Annotated in this window: 25 protein-coding genes; 8 read left to right on the plus strand and 17 right to left on the minus strand. The window is 68.1% G+C overall.

Annotated features, from left to right (window positions below; all coding sequences use genetic code 11):
• The 3 genes from Q8R27_RS03860 to Q8R27_RS03870 all read left to right on the plus strand — a co-directional run.
• Positions 1-785: cation:dicarboxylate symporter family transporter (locus Q8R27_RS03860; RefSeq protein ID WP_305697765.1), on the plus strand; the 785-nt coding region annotated here is incomplete at its 5' end.
• A 99-nt stretch (positions 786-884) separates the two neighbouring features.
• Positions 885-2,033 (plus strand): sensor histidine kinase, encoded by a 1,149-nt coding sequence (locus Q8R27_RS03865; RefSeq protein ID WP_305697766.1) that lies wholly within the window; start codon positions 885-887, stop codon positions 2,031-2,033.
• Positions 2,033-2,392 (plus strand): response regulator, encoded by a 360-nt coding sequence (locus Q8R27_RS03870; RefSeq protein WP_305697767.1) that lies wholly within the window; start codon positions 2,033-2,035, stop codon positions 2,390-2,392. The genes Q8R27_RS03865 and Q8R27_RS03870 overlap by 1 nt, the downstream gene beginning before the upstream one ends.
• Positions 2,393-2,469: 77 nt before the next feature.
• Here the strand turns inward: Q8R27_RS03870 and Q8R27_RS03875 are convergent, their stop codons facing one another.
• The 10 genes from Q8R27_RS03875 to Q8R27_RS03920 all read right to left on the minus strand — a co-directional run bounded on the left by Q8R27_RS03875 (position 2,470) and on the right by Q8R27_RS03920 (position 10,815).
• Positions 2,470-2,979, minus strand: coding sequence for a CarD family transcriptional regulator (locus Q8R27_RS03875; protein ID WP_305697768.1), 510 nt, complete (start codon positions 2,977-2,979; stop codon positions 2,470-2,472).
• A 272-nt stretch (positions 2,980-3,251) separates the two neighbouring features.
• The gene (gene fdxA, locus Q8R27_RS03880) at positions 3,252-3,593 is read right to left on the minus strand and encodes a ferredoxin FdxA (RefSeq protein ID WP_305595879.1); all 342 of its coding nucleotides are present in this window, start codon (positions 3,591-3,593) and stop codon (positions 3,252-3,254) included.
• 96 nt (positions 3,594-3,689) lie between these two features.
• Positions 3,690-3,977: an RNA-binding S4 domain-containing protein gene (locus Q8R27_RS03885; RefSeq protein WP_305697769.1), complete on the minus strand. Its 288-nt coding sequence runs from the start codon at positions 3,975-3,977 to the stop codon at positions 3,690-3,692.
• The gene (locus tag Q8R27_RS03890) at positions 3,974-6,523 is read right to left on the minus strand and encodes a helicase-related protein (protein WP_305697770.1); all 2,550 of its coding nucleotides are present in this window, start codon (positions 6,521-6,523) and stop codon (positions 3,974-3,976) included. The genes Q8R27_RS03885 and Q8R27_RS03890 overlap by 4 nt, the downstream gene beginning before the upstream one ends.
• A 49-nt stretch (positions 6,524-6,572) precedes the next feature.
• A complete protein-coding gene (locus Q8R27_RS03895; protein WP_305697771.1) occupies positions 6,573-6,863 on the minus strand; it encodes a type II toxin-antitoxin system RelE/ParE family toxin in 291 nt (96 codons plus the stop codon).
• The gene (locus tag Q8R27_RS03900; protein WP_305697772.1) at positions 6,863-7,111 is read right to left on the minus strand and encodes a type II toxin-antitoxin system ParD family antitoxin; all 249 of its coding nucleotides are present in this window, start codon (positions 7,109-7,111) and stop codon (positions 6,863-6,865) included. Before Q8R27_RS03900 ends, Q8R27_RS03895 begins: the two co-directional genes overlap by 1 nt.
• 56 nt (positions 7,112-7,167) lie before the next feature.
• Complete coding sequence (locus Q8R27_RS03905) at positions 7,168-8,301, minus strand: ABC transporter permease (protein ID WP_305697773.1); 1,134 nt, start codon at positions 8,299-8,301, stop codon at positions 7,168-7,170.
• Positions 8,298-9,215: an ABC transporter ATP-binding protein gene (locus Q8R27_RS03910; RefSeq protein ID WP_305697774.1), complete on the minus strand. Its 918-nt coding sequence runs from the start codon at positions 9,213-9,215 to the stop codon at positions 8,298-8,300. Before Q8R27_RS03910 ends, Q8R27_RS03905 begins: the two co-directional genes overlap by 4 nt.
• Positions 9,212-10,186 (minus strand): HlyD family secretion protein, encoded by a 975-nt coding sequence (locus tag Q8R27_RS03915; RefSeq protein ID WP_305697775.1) that lies wholly within the window; start codon positions 10,184-10,186, stop codon positions 9,212-9,214. The genes Q8R27_RS03910 and Q8R27_RS03915 overlap by 4 nt, the downstream gene beginning before the upstream one ends.
• On the minus strand, positions 10,183-10,815 hold the full coding sequence (locus Q8R27_RS03920) for a TetR/AcrR family transcriptional regulator (RefSeq protein ID WP_305697776.1): 633 nt from the start codon (positions 10,813-10,815) through the stop codon (positions 10,183-10,185). The genes Q8R27_RS03915 and Q8R27_RS03920 overlap by 4 nt, the downstream gene beginning before the upstream one ends.
• Before the next feature lie 148 nt (positions 10,816-10,963).
• Between Q8R27_RS03920 and Q8R27_RS03925 the strand changes: the two genes are divergently transcribed.
• From Q8R27_RS03925 to rpmB, 3 genes are all read left to right on the plus strand, one after another.
• Positions 10,964-12,079: a flagellar hook-length control protein FliK gene (locus Q8R27_RS03925; RefSeq protein WP_305697777.1), complete on the plus strand. Its 1,116-nt coding sequence runs from the start codon at positions 10,964-10,966 to the stop codon at positions 12,077-12,079.
• On the plus strand, positions 12,076-12,342 hold the full coding sequence (locus Q8R27_RS03930) for an EscU/YscU/HrcU family type III secretion system export apparatus switch protein (RefSeq protein WP_305598367.1): 267 nt from the start codon (positions 12,076-12,078) through the stop codon (positions 12,340-12,342). The genes Q8R27_RS03925 and Q8R27_RS03930 overlap by 4 nt, the downstream gene beginning before the upstream one ends.
• Positions 12,343-12,594: 252 nt before the next feature.
• Complete coding sequence (gene rpmB, locus Q8R27_RS03935) at positions 12,595-12,894, plus strand: 50S ribosomal protein L28 (RefSeq protein ID WP_305598368.1); 300 nt, start codon at positions 12,595-12,597, stop codon at positions 12,892-12,894.
• A 61-nt stretch (positions 12,895-12,955) separates the two neighbouring features.
• On the opposite strand, the gene Q8R27_RS03940 is transcribed toward rpmB, so the two are convergent.
• The 3 genes from Q8R27_RS03940 to cobT are packed head-to-tail and all read right to left on the minus strand — an operon-like array spanning position 12,956 to position 16,630.
• Positions 12,956-13,702: a dienelactone hydrolase family protein gene (locus Q8R27_RS03940; RefSeq protein WP_305697778.1), complete on the minus strand. Its 747-nt coding sequence runs from the start codon at positions 13,700-13,702 to the stop codon at positions 12,956-12,958.
• A gap of 13 nt (positions 13,703-13,715) precedes the next feature.
• A complete protein-coding gene (locus Q8R27_RS03945; protein WP_305697779.1) occupies positions 13,716-14,705 on the minus strand; it encodes an esterase-like activity of phytase family protein in 990 nt (329 codons plus the stop codon).
• Positions 14,705-16,630 carry a cobaltochelatase subunit CobT gene (gene cobT / locus Q8R27_RS03950; RefSeq protein WP_305697780.1) on the minus strand — a complete coding sequence of 642 codons (1,926 nt, stop codon included), beginning with the start codon at positions 16,628-16,630 and terminating at the stop codon, positions 14,705-14,707. Before cobT ends, Q8R27_RS03945 begins: the two co-directional genes overlap by 1 nt.
• Before the next feature lie 156 nt (positions 16,631-16,786).
• Between cobT and Q8R27_RS03955 the strand changes: the two genes are divergently transcribed.
• Positions 16,787-16,966 (plus strand): DUF1328 domain-containing protein, encoded by a 180-nt coding sequence (locus Q8R27_RS03955; protein WP_305596105.1) that lies wholly within the window; start codon positions 16,787-16,789, stop codon positions 16,964-16,966.
• A 77-nt stretch (positions 16,967-17,043) separates the two neighbouring features.
• Here Q8R27_RS03955 and cobS read toward each other — a convergent pair whose 3' ends face one another.
• Both cobS and Q8R27_RS03965 read right to left on the minus strand, forming a co-directional pair.
• The gene (cobS, locus tag Q8R27_RS03960; protein ID WP_305697781.1) at positions 17,044-18,045 is read right to left on the minus strand and encodes a cobaltochelatase subunit CobS; all 1,002 of its coding nucleotides are present in this window, start codon (positions 18,043-18,045) and stop codon (positions 17,044-17,046) included.
• An 87-nt stretch (positions 18,046-18,132) separates the two neighbouring features.
• A complete protein-coding gene (locus tag Q8R27_RS03965) occupies positions 18,133-18,783 on the minus strand; it encodes a DnaJ domain-containing protein (RefSeq protein WP_305596109.1) in 651 nt (216 codons plus the stop codon).
• 52 nt (positions 18,784-18,835) lie between these two features.
• Here Q8R27_RS03965 and Q8R27_RS03970 point away from each other — a divergent pair, with 52 nt between their 5' ends.
• Positions 18,836-19,108, plus strand: a complete 273-nt coding sequence (locus Q8R27_RS03970) for a BolA family transcriptional regulator (RefSeq protein WP_305697811.1) — start codon at positions 18,836-18,838, stop codon at positions 19,106-19,108.
• Positions 19,109-19,115: 7 nt separating this feature from the next.
• Here the strand turns inward: Q8R27_RS03970 and Q8R27_RS03975 are convergent, their stop codons facing one another.
• Together Q8R27_RS03975 and Q8R27_RS03980 are read right to left on the minus strand one after the other, a co-directional pair.
• Positions 19,116-19,496, minus strand: a complete 381-nt coding sequence (locus tag Q8R27_RS03975) for a response regulator (protein ID WP_305697782.1) — start codon at positions 19,494-19,496, stop codon at positions 19,116-19,118.
• Entirely contained in the window at positions 19,493-21,499 is a 2,007-nt protein-coding gene (locus tag Q8R27_RS03980) for an HWE histidine kinase domain-containing protein (protein ID WP_305697783.1), read from the minus strand. The genes Q8R27_RS03975 and Q8R27_RS03980 overlap by 4 nt, the downstream gene beginning before the upstream one ends.
• Between the last annotated feature and the right edge of the window lie 5 nt (positions 21,500-21,504).

Below are 21,504 nucleotides of genomic sequence, written 5' to 3' on the forward strand. Positions count from 1 at the left end.
TGGCGAACGTGCTCGACGACATCGGTCGGGTGTTCTTCGGGATCATCGGCCTGGTGGTGAAGCTGGCGCCGATCGGCGCGTTCGGGGCCATGGCGTTCACCATCGGCAAGTACGGCGTCGAGTCGCTGATCAACCTCGGCGCGCTGATCGCCACCTTCTATGCGACGTCGATCCTGTTCGTGGTCCTGGTGCTGGGCGCGATCGCCTTGGTGAGCGGCTTCTCGATCTTCAAGTTCATCGCCTACATCCGCGAGGAACTGCTGATCGTGCTGGGCACCTCGTCGTCGGAGTCGGTGTTGCCGCAGATGATGCAGAAGCTGCAGCGGCTGGGTGCGGGCAAGACCACGGTGGGGCTGGTGATCCCTACCGGCTACAGCTTCAACCTCGACGGCACCAACATCTACATGACCCTGGCGACCCTGTTCCTCGCCCAGGCCACCAACACGCCGCTGACGCTTTTCCAGGAGCTCACCCTGCTCGGCGTCGCGATGCTGACCTCGAAGGGCGCCAGCGGCGTCACCGGCGCGGGCTTCATCACGCTCGCCGCGACCCTGGCGGTGATCCCGGACCTGCCGATCGCCGCGCTGGCCCTGCTGGTCGGCGTCGACCGCTTCATGTCGGAGTGCCGGGCGCTGACGAACCTGGTCGGAAACGGCGTCGCCACGCTGGTGGTGGCGCGATGGGAAGGCGACCTCAATCGCGAGACCCTGGCGCAGGAACTGGCGCGCGGACCCGACGCGATCCCGCACGCGGTCTTGACCGAAGCGAATTCCCCGGCTGACTGATCAAGCTCAACGAGGCTTAACAACTTTGGATTGAATCTGTGTTACGCCTTGGTTTCAACCTGACGAGTCGCCTGTAACGGGCCGACGCTGGAGATTGCGATGGTCCAAGCCGCCGCAGTGCTGGAAGACTTCGAAGCGCCGGCCGGCGTTGATCCCCTGTTCACCCTTGTCGAAACGATCGAGGCGCTGTCCCTCGCCCGCACGGTGGACCAAGTGGCTGCGGTGGTGCGATCGGCGGCGCGGCGTATCACCGGCGCGGACGGCGTGGCGTTCGTGCTGCGCGACGTGGACCAATGCTGGTACCTCGACGAGGACGCCATCGGGCCATTGTGGAAGGGGCTGCGGTTTCCGATGACCGCCTGCATCTCGGGATGGGCGATGCTGAACAAGCAGACCGCGATCATCCCGGACATCTACGCCGACGACCGCATCCCCCATGACGCCTACCGCCCGACCTTCGTCAAAAGCCTGGTGATGACGCCGGTGCGGCCCGCCGATCCGATCGCGGCCATCGGCGCCTATTGGTCCGTCGAGCGCCAGCCGACCCAGGACGAGGTGGTCAAGCTGCAGATCATGGCGCGCGCCACCGCCGGCGCGCTCGAGAACGCCCAGATGTACGCCTCGCTGACCGAGACGCTGGAGCGGCGCAAGTTCCTACTGCGGGAGCTCGACCACCGCTGCAAGAACACGCTGGCCGCCGTGCAGTCGATCGCCGACCAGACGCTGCGCAAGGCCGTCTCGCCGGCGACCTTCGTCGAGGCGTTCAATGGCCGGCTGAGCGCGCTGTCGCGCGCCCACGAACTTCTGACGCGCCAGGAATGGGGCCGCGCGCGGCTGAACGATGTGCTGGAGCAGGCGCTGTCGCCGTTCGGCGAGGTCGACGGCGCGCGGATCTCGCTACAAGGCCCGGCGATCGCACTGGCGCCGGAGACCTCCGTCAGCGTGCACATGACGGTGCACGAACTCGCGGTGAACGCCGCTAAGCACGGGGCGCTGACCACCGAGGACGGCCGCGTTGAGATCACGTGGAGCGTCGACATGGCGCAAGAGCACCGCGAGGTGGTGCTGGAATGGCGCGAGTCCGGCGGGCCGCCGGTCTCCATGCCGACGCGGGCCGGCTTCGGGATGCGTTTGATCGAGGGCGGTCTCGCGCGCGACCTACACGGCGAATGCGATGTCGATTTCGCGCCCGAAGGCCTGCGGTTCACCCTGCGCGTCCCCCTGTCGCCGAGGATCGCGCTCGCCTGATGAAGTCCCCACGCGTGATTCTGGTCGAGGACGAGAGCCTGGTGGCGCTCATGATGCAGGACCTGCTGACCGACCTGGGCTGCGAAGTCGTAGCCTCGTTCGGCTCGCTGAACCCTGCGCTGATCTGGCTAGAACAACAGGAGACGCCGCCGGACGGCGCCCTGCTCGATGTGAATTTGGGGGGCGAGCTGGTCTTCCCGCTCGCCGCGGCCTTGGCGGCCAAGCGGGTGCCCTTCGCCTTCGCCACCGGTTACGGCGCGGTGGGCGATGTGCGCTTCGAGCGCGCGCCGCTGCTGCACAAGCCAGTCGACATCGGCAAGCTGGCGCCGATCATCGACCTGTTCACCGAGCAGGCCTAAGCGCGCCGACGGTGTCTGTTCAGGATTTTAGGAAATGCGCCCAGGTCCTTGAACCTGGGCGGTATTCCGATCGACGATCAGGCCGCGACGGCCTTGATCAGCGACTTGTTGAGGATGCCGATCGCCGCGTCGCGATCGATCCGCTCGATGGCGGCGACCTCGCGGGCCATGCGGTCCAGCGCCGACTCATACAGCTGACGCTCGGAGTAGGACTGCTCGGGCTGGTTCTCGGCGCGGTGAAGGTCGCGCACCACTTCGGCGATGGAGATCAGGTCGCCGGAGTTGATCTTGGCCTCATACTCCTGCGCGCGGCGGCTCCACATGGTGCGCTTGACGCGCGCACGGCCTTTCAGCGTGGTCAGCGCCTGGCTCACGACATTGCCTTCGGCGAGCGGGCGCAGGCCAGCGGTGCGCGCCTTGGCCGTGGGGACGCGCAGGGTCATTTTCTCATGATCAAAGGTGATGACGTAGACTTCGAGCGAGATGCCGGCGACTTCCTGAGTTTCGATCCCCTGTACCTGGCCCACGCCATGGGCCGGATAGACGACGTGATCGCCAACCGCGAAATCAAGACCGTTCTTGCTCATTGCTAGTCCTCTCAACATTCGTTCGGGCCTGCGCGGCGACGATGACGGGTACACTCAGAGACCAAAACAGCGCCGGCCGCTTTTGCCGTGCGGCGGCGCCAATCCTCTGAGATGGAGCAATCTCCAAGACACCCTTCGCCCTAACAGGCGTTCGTCGGCCGGGGGACGGCGCTACTTCCAGGAGCGACGCATGCAAGTCAAATCGACCTGCCGTAACGTCGTTGATGACGATAGCATAAAATTAAGCCGAATGAAAGAGTTGCCGCCCGGCGTCAGGAGCCGCGGCCAGGCTTCTCGCTGAAGTACTTCTCAAGCTTGCCAGTTTCACGCTCGTACTGCTCGGCGTCGGCCGGCGGCTCGCCCTTGACCGTGATATTCGGCCAGACGCGGGCGTAGTCGGAATTGATGCGCAGCCACTTGCCGTCGGGATCGTCCTCGGTGTCCGGCTTGATCGCGTCCACCGGACACTCGGGCTCGCACACGCCGCAGTCGATGCACTCGTCGGGATTGATCGCGAGGAAGTTCTCGCCCTCGTAGAAGCAATCGACCGGGCACACCTCCACGCAATCCATGAACTTACATTTGATGCAGGCATCGGTGACGATGTAGGTCATCGAAGGTTTGGGCTCCGAATTCTTGGCCGCTACGAGAGGCGGGGGTTTTTCACGGCGTGGGGCCGGCTTGTCAATGCGCGACGACGCGCGCCGCCCTCAAGTTATCTGCAACGGCGAATAGAGGCCGCGGGCTTCGGCCGGCGGGCCGCGCCGCTCACCCAGGGCCTCGACGCGCACCGCGGTCAGCTTCCCGCCGACCGCGAACACTAGGTTGTCGCCGACCTTCACTGCGCGCGACGGCTTGTCCAGGCGGGTTTCCTGGCCGCCGCGCGTCAGCCTGACCCGGCTTTCATCGACGAAGTGGGCGGCCAGCGTGCGGGTCTTGAAGAACCGTGCGCGCCATAGCCAGACATCCACGCGGCAGCCGCTGGCGTCCTCGATCACGCCTCGCGCGCCTTCGGGCTGGGCTTACGCCGTCGCCGGCGCGCGGCGAGGGGCGCAGCAACCTGTCGAAGCGCCGCCAGCGCCGCGAAAGGCGAGGCCGTCGGCGCGCTGGCGGGGGCTGCTGGCCGAGCGTCGTTGCGTCGACGCCAGGCTGTCGGCTGTCCGGCGACGGGCTTGGCGATTGGCGAAAAGCCCAGCGAGCGCAGGATCGCCAGGGTCTCGGCCTCAGTCCAGCCGAGTTCCTCACGCGCCTGATCGGATAGCAGGGCGCCTAGTCCTTGCCGTGGCGCGGCCCGAAGCAGTTCGTCCAGCCGCTCGAGGCTCTCGACCGGGACGGCGTGTCCGCCGACAGCCCGAAGGCCGTGCGCGGCGAGCGCAGACACCGGCACGCCGGCGGGCAGTGCGCTCGGCCCGGCGAGCGGCGGGTTCCAGCCCGGAACCGCGCGGCCTGCGAAGGCGCGGGTCAGCGCCAAGGCCTCGGGCTTCAACAGCGCGGGCAGGAACAGGCTGAACGCGCCCAGGCGGACGCCCAGGCTTTTCAACTCGCGGCGCTCGACCTGGCTCAATGCCTTGGCCTCCTCACGCACCGGCGCCCGATCGAGGATGCCGCCGGCTTCGATCAGCCGATAGGTGAGACCGCGAGCCAGGCCCTTGAGGCGGCCTTCCGCCATCGCCGCCTCCAGCCTGCGGAGCGCCGGCAGCCGGCGGCCGGACTCGGCGGCGACAAAGGCCTCCATGCGCCGCAGGGCGCGCTCGCGGGCGGTGGTCGGGCCAAGCTCGCCGAACAGGCGCAGGCGAGGCGTGAACGGGGCGCCGCCCACGAGCGTCGCGGCGGCTTCCCCATGCCAGGTGACCACGCCGTCCGGCAGCAGCCGGAACGCTTCGTCAGGCTCCGCGGCGAGCTTGCCCAGCCGGCGCGCGATCTCGGGGCCCACCGCGGCGATCGCTGCGGCGCGCAACGCCTTCTGCTCGATCAGCGAGGAACCCTGTGCGGGCTCGAAGGCGACGCCCTGCAGACGGCCGACGAAATGGCCTTCAACGGTCACCGCGCCGTCGGCGCCGACGCCGGCCAGCATGTCCTCGCGCACCCGCAAGCCGCGCATCAGGGCGCTGGTGCGGCGGTCGACGAAGCGGGCCATGAGCCGCTCGTGCAGGGTGTCGGACAGCCGGTCCTCGAGCGCGCGCGTGCGCCCCTGCCAGCCGACAGCGTCGGTCAGCCAGCCGGTGCGGTTGGCGACGTAGGCCAGCGTGCGCACATTCGCCAACCGAGAGGCCAGGGTGTCGATGTCGCCCTCGCTGTGGTCGAGCTGGGCGTATTGGCGGGCGATCCAGTCCTCAGGGACATGGCGCGGGCCTGTCGTCAGGTGGTCGAAGAAGTCCTTCACCAGCCGCGCGTGGTCGTCGGTCCCGGTCTTGCGGAAATCCGGCGTCTGACAGACGTCCCACAGCTTCAGCAGCGCCGAACGGTCGCGGCAGCGATCGGCGACCTCCGGCAGGGCGGACAGCCGGCGGAGCGTCGCCTCGTCCAGGCTCTCCTGTGACAGGGCGAGGCCATTGCGATCGGGCGGGAGAGCCAGCGAGCGCGTCAGCAGCGCCAGGGAGCCGAAGTCCAGCTTCGCATTGCGCCATTCGGCCGAGGCGACAGGCTCGAACTGGTGCTTCTCCACCGCGTCGAACAGGTCGGGATCGATGTCCTCGCACTCGCCGGTGACGCCGAAGGTGCCGTCGGTGCGGTAGCGCCCGGCGCGCCCGGCGATCTGGCCGATCTCCTGCGGGTTCAGCCAGCGGGTGCGCTTGCCGTCGAACTTGCGCAGACCCGCGAACGCCACGTGGTCGACGTCCATGTTCAGGCCCATGCCGATCGCGTCGGTAGCCACCAGAAAGTCCACCTCGCCCGACTGGTAGAGGGCGACCTGGGCGTTGCGGGTGCGTGGGCTCAGCGACCCCATCACCACCGCTGCCCCGCCGCGCTGGCGGCGGATCAGTTCGGCGATGGCGTAGACCTGGTCGGCGGAGAAGGCGACCACGGCGGTGCGCCGGGGCAGGCGGGTGAGCTTCTTGGGCCCGGAGTAAGTGAGGTTGGAGAACCGCTCGCGCGAGACGATCTCCGCATGCGGCAACAGGCGGCGCACCAGCGGCCCCGTCGTGGCCGCGCCCAGAAGCATGGTCTCCGACTTGCCGCGGGCGTGCAGCAGGCGGTGGGTGAAGATGTGCCCACGCTCGGGGTCTGCGCACAGCTGGATCTCGTCGACGGCCAGGAACTCCACCTCGCGCGACAGCGGCATCGCTTCGACCGTGCACACGAAATACTGCGCGTGCGGCGGGACGATCTTCTCCTCGCCCGTGATCAGCGCCACCGAGCGGGGGCCTCGCGCCTTGACGATCCGGTCGTAGATCTCGCGGGCCAGCAAGCGCAGGGGCAGGCCGATCATCCCGGAGGAATGGCCGAGCATCCGCTCCACCGCCAGGTGCGTCTTGCCGGTGTTCGTGGGCCCGAGCACCGCCACCAACCGGGGCGGGGCGGCGCCCGAGGGGCGGTCGCTCATAATCCCAAGTTGGGGTGGGAATCGCTGGAGGGCAAGCGGCGCCGGAGCCTTAGAGGTTACGATCGAAATCCATGCTCTGATGCAGGATGCGGACCACTTCGACGCCCCCAGCATTCAATCGGTAGAACACCACGTGCGGACCGGCCGTTGGCCTGAAATAGCCAGCCCGGATGTCGTCGCTTGCCCGGCCAAGACGCGGATGCTCCGCGGCGCTCTCGATGACGCGCTGGAGGTCTCGGATGTAGGTCTCGGCGTGGGAGCGGCCCCACCTGGCTTCTGTGTAGTCCCAGATCTCAGCCACGTCGGACCGGGCGCGTGGCGTGTGGACGTAGGTCCTCATCAGGTTGAGGTCTTGAGGCCCGACCTGTCAGCGATGAAGGCGTCGAAGTCGAAAGGCATGGCGGTTCCGCTCGTTTCGCCCTCGATCAAGGCCGCACGCAGTGTGTCGAGGCGAAGCTGCCGCTCCTCAAGTAGTCGCAGGCTTGCGCGGACGACGTCGCTTGCCGAGCCGTATCGGCCGGTCGCCACCTCAGCCTCGATGAAGGCGCTAAAATGATCCCCGAGGCTGAAAGAGGTGCTTTTGCTCATCGGACGTCCTCCCGGTCGATCAATACCAAATATTGGTATGGTGCGGAACCCACCTGTCAATCGAGGGTGCGGCGGTATCGCAACATCGCCAGGGCGGAGACGACGCAGACGAAGGCGGCCAGGGCGGCGAGTTCGCGCCACATGTCCTCCAGCGACTGGCCCTTCAGCAGCGCGCCGCGCACCACGCGCAGGAAGTGGGTGACGGGGATGATCTGGCCCAGCGTCTGAGCCCATTCCGGCATGCCTCTGAACGGGAACATGAACCCCGACAGCAGGATCGAGGGCAGGATGTAGAAGATGCTCATCTGCATGGCCTGCAGTTGCGAGCGCGCGACCGTGGAAATCAGGAACCCCAGGGCGAGCGAGCCGACGATGAACAGGGCGACGCCAAGGCTCAATCCTGCCCAGCCGCCGCCCAGCGGAACATGGAACAGGGTCCCGGCGAGCAGCAGGATCAGCGCGGTCTGGATCAAGCCGACCAGCACATAGGGTGCGAGCTTTCCGACCATCACCTCGATCGGCTGCACCGGCGTCGCCAGCAGCGATTCCATGGTGCCGCGCTCGGTCTCGCGGGTGACGCTGAGCGACGTCATCATCACCAGGGTCATAGACAGGATCACGCCCAGCAGGCCCGGCACGATGTTGTAGGCGGTGACGGCCTCGGGATTGTAGCGGCTGTGGACCACCACCTCGAATGGCGGCGCGGCCTTTGAGGGCTGCGCGACAGACCCTTGAAGATCTCGCGCCAGCGCCTGGTTCGACAGCGCCTGCAGCGCCGCCACGGCGCCGCCGGTGGCCGAAGGGTCGGTGGCGTCGGCCTCCACCAGGATCTGGGCGTGGTCGCCCCTCACCACGCGCCGGGTGAAATCGCCGGGGATGGTGATGGCGAACTGAGTGTCGCCCCGGCGCAGCAGGTCGTCGAGCTCGGCCGGACTGCGAACCTGCCGATCGAGATCGAAGAAGGCGCTGTTGCGCAGGCCCGAGATCAACGAGCGGGCGAACACGCTGTCCTCCTGGACCAGCAGGGCGGTGGGCAGGTGGCGCGGCTCCGAATTGATGGCGTAGCCGAACAGCAGCAACTGGACGACCGGCATGGCCAGGATCATCGCGTAGGTCAGCCGGTCGCGGGTGAGCTGCTTGAACTCTTTGGCCAGCACCGCCAGCACGCGCAGGCTCGAGAACCCGCTCATTGGAAGTTGTCCTCGGCGCCGGCCATCAGGTGGATGAACACATCCTCCAGGTTGGGCGGGGTCTCGCTCCAGTGGAACGGTGCGCGCCGGTAGGGAGCCAGCGCTTGCTCAAGCGCCGCCCGGTCCGGCCCGCTGACATGCAGCGCGGCGCCGAATGGGGCGGCGGTCTCTACGCCGGGCAGGGCGGCGATCTCGGCGGCGAGGCGGTCGATGCCCGGGCCTTCGCCGTGGAAGGTGGTGAGCATGGCCTCGGCGATCACCTCGTCAGCCGTGCCGCGGGCGATCAGCTTGCCGTAGCTGATGTAGGCGATCTCGTGACAGCGTTCGGCCTCGTCCATGTAGTGGGTGGAGACCAGGACGGTCAGGCCCTGGGCGGACAGCGCATGGATCTCGTCCCAGAAGCTGCGCCGGGCCTTGGGATCGACGCCGGCGGTCGGCTCGTCCAGCAGCAGCAGGCGCGGCTCGTGCAGGGTGGCGGCGGCAAGGGCCAGGCGCTGCTTCCAGCCGCCGGACAACGTGCCGGCAAGCTGGTCCCGGCGCCCGGACAGGCCCAATCGCTCCAGCGCGTCGGCGACGCGGGCTTCGCGGCGGTCCAGGCCATGGACGCGTGCAGTGAACTGCAGGTTCTCGGCGAGCGTCAGGTCCTCGTAGAGCGAGAACTTCTGCGTCATGTAGCCGGTGCGCCGCTTGATCTGGTCGGCCTGTTTGAGGATGTCGAACCCCAGGCAGGTTCCGGCGCCGCTGTCGGGCGTCAGCAGGCCGCAGAGCATGCGCAGCGTGGTGGTCTTGCCCGAGCCGTTGGGACCGAGGAACCCGCAGATGCGGCCTTCCTCGACCTGGATGGTGACGTCCTGCACGACGCGGCGCGCGCCGAAGCTCTTGTTCAGGCCGCTGACGTCGATGGCCAGGGTCACGGCGCCGGCTCCAGCGGGACCACGTCCACTGGCTGACCAGGATTGAGTCGCACACTGGGCCTGGCCTCCACCAGGTAGACCAGCCGGTCGCGCGCTTCGCGGCTGTAGATCACTGGCGGGGTGAACTCAGGGCGCGGGCTGACGAAGGTGACCCGGGCGCTCAGGCCCGCGGCGCAACCGTCACAGGAGAAGCGCACGCTGGCGCCGCGCTTGTAGGCAGCCAGCGACGCCTCGGGGACGAAGAATCGCAGCTTGATCCGGTCGTAGGGCAGCAGGGCCAGGATCGGTGCGTTCGCCGCCGCCCACTCGCCGGGCTGGAAGAAGGTGTCCTCGACACGCGCCGCCGACGGCGCACGCGGCGCCAGATCGTCCAGCCTCGCCTGGGCGCCGGCGAGCGCCGCCTGCGCTTGGGTCACGCGGGACTCGGCGGCGAGGATCTGATCGTCACGGGCGCCCAGCGTCGCGGCGTCGCGCTGGCGGCGAGCGGCGGCGAGCCGCGCCTGAGCCGCCTGGGCCGTTGCACGCACGTCGTCCAGTCTCGCCGGCGCGTAGATTCCGCGTCGGACCAGCGGTTCGGTTCGGCGCAGCACGGCGGCGGCGTCCCGGGCCTCGGCCTCTGCGGCGGCGATATTGGCTTCGAACACCGCGAGTTCGACGGGGCGCTGTCCCTTGCGTGCGTCCAGCGCCTGGGACTGGGCGGCGGCGAGGTCGGCGGCGGCCTGATCGCGCTGGGCGCGAAGCTGGCGCGGGTCGACGACGAACAGGGGCTGGCCGGCCGCGACCTCGTCGCCCCGCGATACGCGCACCTCCTGTACCGTCCCGGACACCGGCGAGGCCAGGTACAGCGGTTCGCCCTCGACGTATCCGGACAGGGTGTGGGCGCGGGTCAGGCGGGGCGCGAACACCAGCACCGCGACGATCGCCGCTGCCGCCAGCAACAGGATGGCGACCAGGGGGCGAGAGAGCTTCATGCGGCCTCCAGGCTCAGTCCATCCAGCAGGGTGGCGACGTGCTGACGGGCGAGGGCGGGCAGATCGAACGGCGCAGCGCCAACGGGAACGAAGGTTTCGCGCCAGATCACGCCCACCAGCATCGGGGAGATGACTTGCAGGGCGTAGGCGCGCGGATCGCCGGCCCGCACCTCGCCGCGCGCCTGGGCTGCGGCGATGGCGGTCGATAGCGCCCCCAGCGCCACCGACACTAGCTGATCGTGCCAGACGCGGGCGAGTTCGGGGAAGTTGCGGGCCTCGGCGATGACCATCTTGGCCACTCCTCCCACATGCGCGCCGCCGACCACCTGCACCAGCCGCTCGACGATCGCGTGCAACAGGTCGGGGAAGGGGCCGGGATGGGCCGCCATCAGGGCCGCAATCCGCGCGATGTCCGGCGCGACCGCCTGTTCGACCACGGCGCGGAAGATGTCTTCCTTGGTCTCGAAGTAGAGGTACAGCGCGCCCTTGGAGACCCGCGCGCGGGCGGCGACATCCTCCAGCCTGGCCGCCGCGAAGCCCTTTTCAGCAAACACTTCGAGGGCCGCGGCCGCGATCTCTCGCGGACGCTCGGCCTTGCGTCGGCGGAATTTGGGTTCGCCTGCCTGCACCGCGCGGTTCCAGCTAATTACTGACCAGTTAGTTATATATAAGATGATCAGGCTTGGCAATCGGATGGGACGGCCGCCGCCTTAAAGTCGGCTTCACCAAGCCGGCGCTAGGTTGGAGTCCCTTCGCAATGACGAGGCGCCATTCGCCGTGACGCTCGCGCCGATCACACCGCTGACCCCAGGCGACCCGCAGGCCCGCATCTCCGCGGCCCTGGAAGGGATGCTGCGTGACGCAGCGCCCACGCCGCCCGCCGTGGCCGTGCGTCCCGATCCGCTGGTGGCCGCAGTGCGTGCGGCCCTGGAATCGGCCGCCTCCAGTCAAGGCGGCCTGTCGCAACTGTTCGCCGATCTCGGCCAGGCGCTGCGCCGTAGCGACCTGCCGACGGCGGCCCGCACCGCGATCGCCGACCTGTTAGCGCTGCGCACGCCCCTGCATCCGGCGCTGGGTGCGGGCGACATCCGCCGCGCGGTGCAAACCTCCGGCCTGTTCCTGGAAGCCGACCTCGCCGCGACGCCCGCCGGTGGACGGGCTGCGCCGCCGGGATCACCCGCGCCGCCGCCGACCGATATCAAGGCCGCTCTGCTCACCGTCGGTCATGAGCTTGAGCAGTGGGAACCGCCCGAGGCGGGCGCGCCGCGCCAGGCGCACGCTGCGGTCCAACCGGCGGCTGACGGCGCCCGTCCGCTCATCGCGCCGCCGCCCCCCTATCGTGGATCGCCGACCGCCGCTCAATCGCCGGCCGAACCCAGCATTGCGGCCGACGCGCCTGCCGAAGCCCTCGCAGGACGGCTGACGGTGGAGACGCGCGCCGCCATCGCGCGCCAGGAGTTGCATCAACTGGCCTCGCTCCCAGAAGCGCGCGGCGCCGAGCGCCCCGAAGAGTCGCTAGGACCGCGTTGGTTGCTTGAGATCCCGTTCGCCACGCCCCAGGGCGCCGCCATCGCCCAGTTCGAGATCGCTCACGACATGGCGGGCGGCGGAGCCGGCGAGCAGGTCGCTCCAGCCTGGCGGGTCCGTTTCTCGTTGGATGTCGAGCCGCTGGGCCCGGTCCACGCCCAGGTGGTGCTGGGCGTCGACGGCCGCGCCGCGGTCACCTTGTGGGCCGAACGCGACGCCTGCGCCGAGCAACTCCGCGAGCAATCGAGCCTGCTCAGACTGGCGCTGCAGGATGCCGCCTTCGCAGCGGATGTAGCGGTCTATTCGGGCGCGCCGCATCGCCCGCCGCCGCCGGCCGCCGGCGTGTTGGTGGATCGAACTTCATGAGCCTCGAACCCAAACGCGCCCTGGCCGTCGCCCTGCGCTACGAGGGCAAGGGCGCGCCGCGCGTGATCGCGAAGGGCAGGGGCCTGGTCGGCGAACGCATCCTTGAGACCGCAGCCGCCCACGGCGTGCCGATGGAGCACAATCCGGCCTTGGCCGAGGCGCTGTCGCGGGTCGAGCTGGAGGAGGAGATTCCGGAGCCGCTGTATCTCGCGGTGGCGGAGATCCTGGGTTTCCTGTTGCGGGCTTCAGGGCGTCTGCGCTGACAGATTAACGCGCAAGCTGCGCCGTGCAGAACACGCGCGAAACAAATCAGGACCGAATCAGCGACTCGGTCCGATTCGGCATTTGTTCCCTACCAGCTATTGTAGCTGTAGCGCGCCGAACCACAATCGCGTTCCGGGTTGCGCGCCCTATGCCGCCGCTTCGCCTTGACGGGCGGCGAAAGCTTCCTCTATATCGCCGGCTCCCGCGTGGGCCTTGTCTACGCTATCCCTGTCCTCGCGAAGGTTCTCACCATGTCGCGCCGTTGCGAACTCACTGGCGTTGGTCCGATGGTCGGCCACAACGTCAGCCACTCGAACATCAAGACCAAGCGCCGCTTCCTGCCGGCGCTGTCGCCCGCGACTCTGCAGTCCGACGCCTTGGGCCAGAGCTTCCGCCTGCGCATCAGCAATGCGGCGCTGCGGACCCTGGACTTCCGCGGCGGCCTCGACGTCTTCCTGCTGAAGGCCCGCGATGAGGCGCTGTCACCGCGCGCGCTGAAGATCAAGCGCCAGCTCAAGGCGAAGCTCGCCGAACAGCCCGCCGCCGCCTAATCCGAACCGATCGGACGACGACAAGAGGCCGGCCCCGCAAGGGCCGGCCTCTTTCGTTTGCCTACTTCAGCTTCGAATCGAACAGCGCGATCAATTCGCGCCAGTGCCGCTCGGCGGCGTCCTTGTTGTAGACCGGCATGTCGGTGGGCACGTAGCCATGCTTCGCGCCCGCCCAGATGCCGACCTCGGCCTCGACGCCGGCGTCGCGGAACGCCTTGTCCAGCCGGTCCTTCTGGGCCTCGTCGAAGCCCGCGTCCTGATCAGCGCCCCCCACGAGCACCTTGGCCTTTGTTTTGGGCGCCAGCAGATGCGGGCTGTCGGGGGCGTCGGTGGCTACGTTGCCGGGGTGGAAGGCGCCGGCCGCCACCACTCGGTCCGGGAAATTCCCCGCCGCCCGCAGCGCAAGCCCGCCGCCCATGCAGTAGCCGGTGACGCCAATCTTGTCGGCCTTGGCCTTGGGCTGCTTTTCCAGCCAGTCGAACCATACCGCCATGTCGGCCACCGCCTTCTGCGGATTGGTGGAGCCGGTCATCTTGCCGAACACCTCGCGGCGGACGGCCTCATCACGGAACACCGCCTGCAGGTCGATCGGCTCGTACGGTCCAAGACGCCAGAACATGTCCGGCAACAGCACGTAATAGCCGTGCGAGGCCAGTCGCTCGCCCATCTCGAACAGCGAGGGCCGGATCGCCGGCGCATCCATGAAGATCACCGCGGTCGGCCACGGGCCTTCGCCCTGGTCTGGGGTGAAGACAAAGGCCCGGGCGCTTCCTTCGGGCATGGGGATCGAAACTTCAGTGCGGCTCATCCTCGGGGCTCCCTCAGTCAGGTTTTTTGGTCGCCCAGTCGAACGCGAACAGGTACGTCCGCTGGGCGTTGGAGAAATTATCGTCGGAAATCAGATACAAGCGCACGATTCCGTCGGCCGCGGGCACGGCGGCCAGGCCTTCGAAATTGTCGAGGTTAAGCGGGCGCGCGAGCTCCAGGCGGTCCACCTCGGCCCAAGCCGCATCGCGAATCGTGATGATGATCCGCACACCACGGATCGGATCGTAGGCGCGCAACATGAACGCCCAGCGCCCAGCCGGCAGAGGGGCGGCGGCCACCAGGCCGAACTCTCCCGGCTTCTCGATCACATGGGCCGATGCACAGGCGCCGGACAGGCGGCAGCGCCAGACCTCGCCGCTATCTTCGCCACCGACCAGATAGGCGTCAGGGCCATTGGCCGGATCCTCGGCCAGGGCCTCCATGCCGGCGTTGCGGGGGAAGGTCCTTTCGGGTGACGGCGCGCGTGCGGGCAGGCCGTCGCCGGCTGGATAGCGCCAGATGCGGTCGTTCAGCTCGAAGCTGATCAGGCGCGATCCATCCGCCAGCATCGCCAGGCCCTCGGAGTCCGACTGCTCCTTGCCCTGCAGCGGCGCGCCGTCGAGGCCCAGCAGGCCGGTCAGCCGGGCGTCGGCGACGCCGATGGGCTTTCCTTGCGCGTCCATCACCAGGCGCGCCCGCAACAGGTCGCCCTCGTCGGTGACGATCGTCGTGTGACCGTCGGCGGTGACGCGGATATCCGACAGACCGTGCAGCCTCGCGGTGTCGGTGGAGGTGAGCTGCAGGCCGCCCACGAAGGTGAAGCGGCCGATCTTTACCGGGCCCGGCGCGGCGGGATCGAGGAACGCCGGCTCTGCCTTGATGGTGATCGCAGGACCCGCCGCCACCGGCGTCGGGGGCAGGGGCGCAGTGGCGGTCGGCGCGCAGGCGGCGAGCGCGGACAGCGCCAGCGCGCAGCCCAGGCGCAGCGCCGCCCGCAGGCGCATCAGGCGACGGACCTGCGGATTTCGCGCGCCGAGGGCGGCGGCGCGCCATCGCCCTGGGGCGGCGGCCGCAACAGGTCGCGGGAGGCGCGGGTCGCCTTCTTCACGTCCTCTTCGAATAGCCCCGCCAGCTGTTCAACGATCGCGCCAGCCAGTTGCTCGACGTCGACGATGGTCACCGCGCGACGATAGTAGCGGGTGACGTCGTGGCCGATGCCGATGGCGATCAACTGCACGGGGCTCTTGGCCTCGATCTCGGCGATCACCTCGCGCAGGTGACGTTCCAGGTAATGGCCGGAGTTCACCGACAGGGTCGAATCGTCGACCGGCGCGCCGTCGGAGATCACCATCAGGATGCGACGCTGCTCGGGCCGCCCGATCAGCCGATGGTGGGCCCAGATCAGCGCTTCGCCGTCGATGTTCTCCTTGAGCAGACCTTCACGCATCATCAGGCCCAGGTTGCGGCGCGCGCGGCGCCACGGCATGTCGGCGGCCTTGTAGATGATGTGGCGCAGATCGTTCAGGCGCCCGGGCTGGGCGGGCTTGCCGGCCCGCAGCGAGTCCTCGCGCGCCGCGCCGCCCTTCCACGCTCGGGTGGTGAAGCCGAGGATCTCGGTCTTCACGGCGCAGCGCTCAAGAGTGCGGGCCAGGATATCGGCGCAAACCGCCGCCACCATGATCGGCCGGCCACGCATCGAGCCTGAGTTGTCGATCAGGATGGTTACCACCGTGTCGCGGAATTCAGTCTCCTCCTCGTCCTTGAACGAGAGCGGGGCGGTGGGGTCGGTGATCACCCGGGTGAGGCGCGCGACATCGAGGATGCCTTCCTCGAGATCGAAGCTCCAGGCGCGGTTCTGCTGAGCCAACAGCTTGCGCTGCAGCCGGTTGGCCAGCCGGGAGACCACGTTCGACAGGTTGGCCAAGTGCTGGTCGAGATAGCCGCGCAGCCGGCTCAGTTCCTCGCCGTCGCACAGCTCCTCAGCCGGCACGATCTCGTCGTGGGCGGCGGTGAACACCCGATAGGTGATCTTGCCGTCGGTGTCGGGTTGCGGCCTGGCCGGCTGGGCGCCTTCGCCCATCTCAGGCGGTTCGTCGCTCTCCTCGCCGTCGGGATTGGGCTCGGCCTGCATGGTCTGGCTGTCGCCGGGATCGGGATCGCCGCTGTCGTCTTCCTCGTAGCTCGACTGCTGCGGCGACTGGGTGTCGGCGTCGCCTTCGTCTTCCTGATCGAGCTCGTTGGAGTCGCCTTCGTTGTCCTGGGCGTCCTGGTCATCCTGCGTGTCGACGTCTTGCAGTTCGTCGCCAATCTCCAGGTCGTGCAGGATCGCCCGGGCGACGCGCGCATAGGCCTGCTGGTCGTCCAGCACCGAGGACAGCTTGTCGAGATCAGGGCCGGCCTTGGTCTCGATGTCGGCGCGCAGGGCGTCCACCAGCGGCCGGATGGCCAGCGGCGGTTTCTGGCCGGTCAGGCGCTCGCGCACAATCATCGAGACGATGTCGACCATCGGCGGATCGTTCAGCGCCTCCAGGGTATGGAAATTGCGCCGGGCGTATGTCTGGTCGAGCAGGGAGGCCAGGTTCGCGCGCACTCCGCCCAAGGCGTTGGCGCCAATGGACTCCACGCGCACCTGTTCGATGGCGTCATAGAGCGGCGTCGCCTCGGGGGATCGGGGCCGCAGGCGAGCGTGGGATTCGATGTCGTGATGGGCGACGCGGAGCGCCATCTGGTCGGCGAGGCCGCGGATGCGCGAGGCGTCCGCCGCGGTCAGGTCGCGGGGCGGATGCGGCAACACAGCCCGGTTGCCGACCAGCGATGGACCCTCGCCGGAATAGACGATCTCCAGGTCGGCGGTTTCGGCCAGCGAACGCGCGGCGTGCGCCAAGGCGCGCTTGAACGGTTCGACCGGGCTTTGGGGATCTTTGGCCATTGCTGTCGTCATTAAAGCAGGCGTCGAGGGCGGCGGAAGAAGAAATCGCCGGCTGGCGTTCGGATTACCGTGTTACGGCGTGCGGGCCTGCGGAACGCCGCTGTCAGAACCGCGTTTCTCCAATGGGTCAAGGCGACCCCTTAGCGGGAGATACACATGCTCAAGTGGGCGCTGATTTTCGCCGTAGTGGCCCTGATTGCGGGTGCGCTTGGCTTCGGCGGCATCGCGGGCGCGGCGGCGGGCATCGCCAAGCTGCTGTTCTTCGTGTTTGTCGTTGGCTTCCTGATCTTCCTGGCGCTCGGCGTGTTCGCCGGCCGGAAGATCACCGGCGGATAGGGGCCGGATCCGGCGACGGAGGAGCCCCCGCGCGCCAGCGGCCGCGGGGGCTTTTTCTTGCGCGTTCGCTGACGGCGCTAGGCGACGCGGACGCGCGCCGCGCTCTCGGGCAGGTCAGCGCCGAACGCGCGCTGGAAGAACTCCGCGACTGTCGCGCGTTCCAGTTCGTCGCACTTGTTCAGGAAGGTCATCCGGAAGCCCAATGCGATGTCGCCGCCGAAGATCTCAGTGTTCTGCGCCCAGGTGATCACCGTGCGCGGGCTCATCACCGTGGAGATGTCGCCGTTCATGAAGGCGTTGCGGGTCATGTCGGCGACACGGACCATGGCGGCCAGCGTACGGCGGCCCTCAGGCGTGTCGTAGGTCGGGGCCTTGGCCAGGACGATCTCGGCTTCCACGTCGTGCGCCAGATAGTTCAGCGTGGTGACGATCGACCAGCGGTCCATCTGGCCCTGATTGATCTGCTGGGTGCCGTGATAGAGCCCGGTGGTGTCGCCCAGGCCGATGGTGTTGGTGGTCGAGAACAGCCGGAACCAGGGGTTCGGGCGAATCACCCGGTTCTGGTCCAGCAGGGTCAGCTTGCCCTGCGCTTCCAGCACGCGCTGGATGACGAACATCACATCCGGACGGCCGGCGTCGTACTCGTCGAACACCAGGGCGATCGGCCGCTGGATCGCCCAGGGCAGCATGCCCTCGCGGAATTCAGTGACCTGCTTGCCGTCCTTCAGGACGATGGCGTCCTTGCCGACCAGGTCGATCCGCGACACGTGGCTGTCGAGGTTGACCCGGACCAGCGGCCAGTTCAGCCGCGCCGCCACCTGCTCGATGTGCGTCGACTTGCCGGTGCCGTGATAGCCCTGGACCATCACGCGGCGGTCGTGGGTGAACCCGGCCAGGATCGCCCGCGTCGTCTCGGGGTCGAACTTGTAGGCGGGATCGAAATCCGGCACGTGCGGATCGCGCGTGCTGAAGGCCGGCGCCATCAGGTCGCTATCCAGCCCGAAAGCCTCGCGGACGGACACCTTGGTGTCCGGGGCCAGCAGAAGCAGCTTATCGTCAGTCTCGTCGAAGGCGGTCATCGCGCTGTGTCGATTACATAGTTATGGGGTCAAAGGAAACGGGTGATTCCGGAGACGGCGAGCGGTCGCCGCCGCAAGGGGCAGAGACTACACCATCCCGGCTTTGCGCAGCGATTGATAGGCCTTGATCACACGCTGCAACTTGTTTTCCGACGACCGGTCGCCGCCGTTGGCGTCCGGGTGACAGCGCTTCACCAGCTCGGTGTAGCGCGCGCGGATGCTGGGGCCGTCGGCCGCGTCGTCGAGATCGAGATCTGCCAGCGCATTGCGTTCCAGCTTGCCGAGACTGCGACCAGACGAGCTCGGGTTGGGTTGCCCGGCGTTGCGGCCGAACATGTCGAAGGGGTCGCGATATCCCTGGCCCTTGGCGAACTTGCCGGCGAAGGCGCCCGCCGCCTCGCGGGAGCGGTTGGAGGCCTTGAAGTCCCAGGTGGGCCGGCCGCCGGTGAACATCTCGTTCTCCTGGCGCGCGCGGATTTCGCCCTCGCTCATGCCCTGGAAGAAGTTCCAGCTGCGATTGTACTCCGCGGCGTGCGGCTGACAGAACCAGTAGTGCTCGTTCAGCATGTCGCGCGACTTCGGCGCGCGCGCCGTCGCCGCCACCCGGCAGCCCGGGTGATCGCAGGCCCTTTCGCCGGGCTTCAGCGCCCACACGTCCTCGGCCGCAGCCTCCTCCTCGGTGGGAGGACGGACCCGGATGTCGACGAACTTAGGCTTATATTGAAACGCGCCTGCCATGAGCCAAGTATGGGGGGACCTGAATCCCTTTCAAGAATTGAAGATGCCGACGATGGGCGCCATATTCGAAGCCATCCGCAACAAGCTGAACCACGCCTTCGAGCCCACGCGGCTGGAGATCGAAGACGACTCTGGACGCCACGCCGGCCATTCCGGCGCGCGTGACAGCGGCGAGAGCCACTTCAACGTCACCATCGAATCGCAAGCGTTCGCTGGCGCTTCCCGCATCGCGCGCCAGCGGATGGTGCATCAGGCGTTGGCCGAGGAGCTGGCCGGGCCGGTGCATGCGCTGGCGATCCGAGCGCTCGCGCCTGGCGAGGCCTGAGCCGGCGTCAAACGCCGGCGGCGGCGCGCAGTTCCCCGAGGATCCGAGCCAAGTCTGTTTCGCGGAACGGCTTCTGCAGGACCAGCGAACCCTTGTCGACGTCGCGTAGGCCCGCGTCGCCATAACCGGTGGCGAAGGCGAACGGCGCGCCCCGCGCACGCAGGATGTCGGCGAGAGGGAAAATCGGCTGACCGCCCAGGTTCACATCCAGCACCGCGCAATCCAGCTCCGAGGCGTTGGCGAGCGCGATCGCCTCGTCCAGCCGCGACGCTGGTCCGACCACGGTGCAGCCAAGGTCGCCCAGCATGTCCTCGATCAGCATCGAGACCATCATCTCGTCCTCGACGACCAAGACGCGAAGACCCGCCAGATCAGGGACATTGCTCATTCAGTGGGCTCCAGCGCGCGCATTGGCAGTTGCATACGACACGACAATCCCGCGGGATCATAGGTAAGAACGACTCGCCCGGCGAGTTCACCGGCCAAGCCTTGCTCCAGCAGCCGCCCGCCGAACCCGCGCCGGCTCGGCCGCACGACTGTCGGCCCACCTTGTTCAATCCATTCCAGCACCAGATCAGCGCCGCTCACTCGCGAGCGGACCAGCACCCGGCCGGACGGCGTCGACAGAGCGCCGTACTTCACCGCGTTGGTGGCCAGTTCGTGCAAGGCCATGCCCAACGCCACTGCGGCCTTGGGGTTGAGCCGGATGTCGCGATCGCTTTCCAGCACGAAGCGACCACCGCCGCCTTGGCGTCCGCCTGCGTGGGGACTGAGCTCCATCACCAGGATCGCATGCAGGCTGGCGGCTTCCCAGTTGGCGTCGGTCAAAAGGTTGTGGGTCTGGGACAACGCCAGCAGGCGTGATTCGAAAGCGTCGCGGAACGCGCGCGTATCGGCCGCCGAGCGCAGCGTCTGGCTGGCGATCGACTGCACGGTGGCCAGGGTGTTCTTCACCCGGTGGTTCAGCTCATTGAGCAGCAGCCGCTGCCGTTCCTCGGCCCGCTTGCGTTCGGTGATGTCCAGGGACACGCCGGCCATCCGCCGCACGCCGCCGTGGTCGGCCTTCTCGGCCACGCGACCGCGCGCGTGCACCCAGCGCACGTCGCCGCTCGGATGGATGGCGCGATATTCGATGTCGTAGTCGGCGCCGGTGGCGATGGCGTGCTCGATGGCTGCGCGCATCCGGTCTCGGTCTTCGTCATGGACGGCGGCGACGAGATCATGGAAGCCGAACGTCTCGTCAGGCCTTCGCCCATAGTTCGCCTTGCAGAGGTCCGAGGCCGTGTAGTCGCGCGTCTCGACGTCGAGCTCCCACGACCCCAGCCGGCCGGCCTGCAGCGCGAACTGCAAGCGTTCGTGGGCGGCGGTCTCGGCGGCGATGTCCAGGTTGACGCCCATCCAACGGACGATCTCGTCGGTCACCGCATCACGGGCCGCCTCCACGCGCGTGAGGAACGGACGCGCCACGCCGTCGCGACCGCGCAACGGCAACACCAGCTCCAGAGGCCCGCCGGTCGCCTGTGCCTCACGCCACCGGCCCTGCGCTTCGACGCGCGCCTGGGCGTCATCGACGTCATACCAAAACGCGCCCGGCAGATAGGACTCCACGCCCACGTAGTCGTGCCAGCGCTGGTTGCGCCATGTCACCCGACCTTCGAGATCGGCTTCCCAGCACAAGGTCGGCAGAGTGTTGGCGATCATCCGGAAGCGGCTCTCGCTTTCGGCCAACGCGGCCTCAACCCGACGGCGCTGCTGTAGATCACGCCGCGCGGCCTCCCCGAGGCGCACATTGTCGATCGCCACCGCGGCCTGGGCGCTCAATCCGTGCAACAGAGGCTCCAGCCGCGGCGTGAACATTCCGGTTTGGGCGTGGCCGAAGAACAGTCCGCCCAACACCTCGCCGCTGCCGGACACCACCGGCGCCGCCAGGTAGCTGCGCACCGGTAGGTGTCCCGTCGGCATGCCGTGGTGCGGCGCGTTGTGGCCGTAGCGAGGGTCCTTGGTGATGTCGTCGGATCGCACAAGTCCCGCGCCGCTGAACGTCGGCGCGAACACCGCGGTGTTGCGCGGCATGGGGAAGTCGGCGAAGGCCGAGCGTGGCGCGCCTGACAGCGTGTAGAGGGTGTAACTCTCGCCGTCCGCGTCCACGAGATTGTAGAAGAACGCCCCGAACTGCGCGCCGGTCAGTTCGACTCCGCCATCCACAACGGTCTGGACGACCTCGGAGAGATCGGAACCCGCGCCGATTGCGGCGGCGATGCGGTTCAGCAAATCGGCGCGACGGCTTTCCTCGGCAAGAGCGTTTTCCGCCATCGCCAACCGCGCGCTGAGATCCTCGATTGTCACCAGAGCCGTCTCGTCCCCGCGCTCGCGCGCGCCAACCATGTGCATCTGGA

The sequence above is a fragment of the Phenylobacterium sp. genome (genome assembly GCF_030697305.1).
GTDB lineage: Bacteria > Pseudomonadota > Alphaproteobacteria > Caulobacterales > Caulobacteraceae > Phenylobacterium.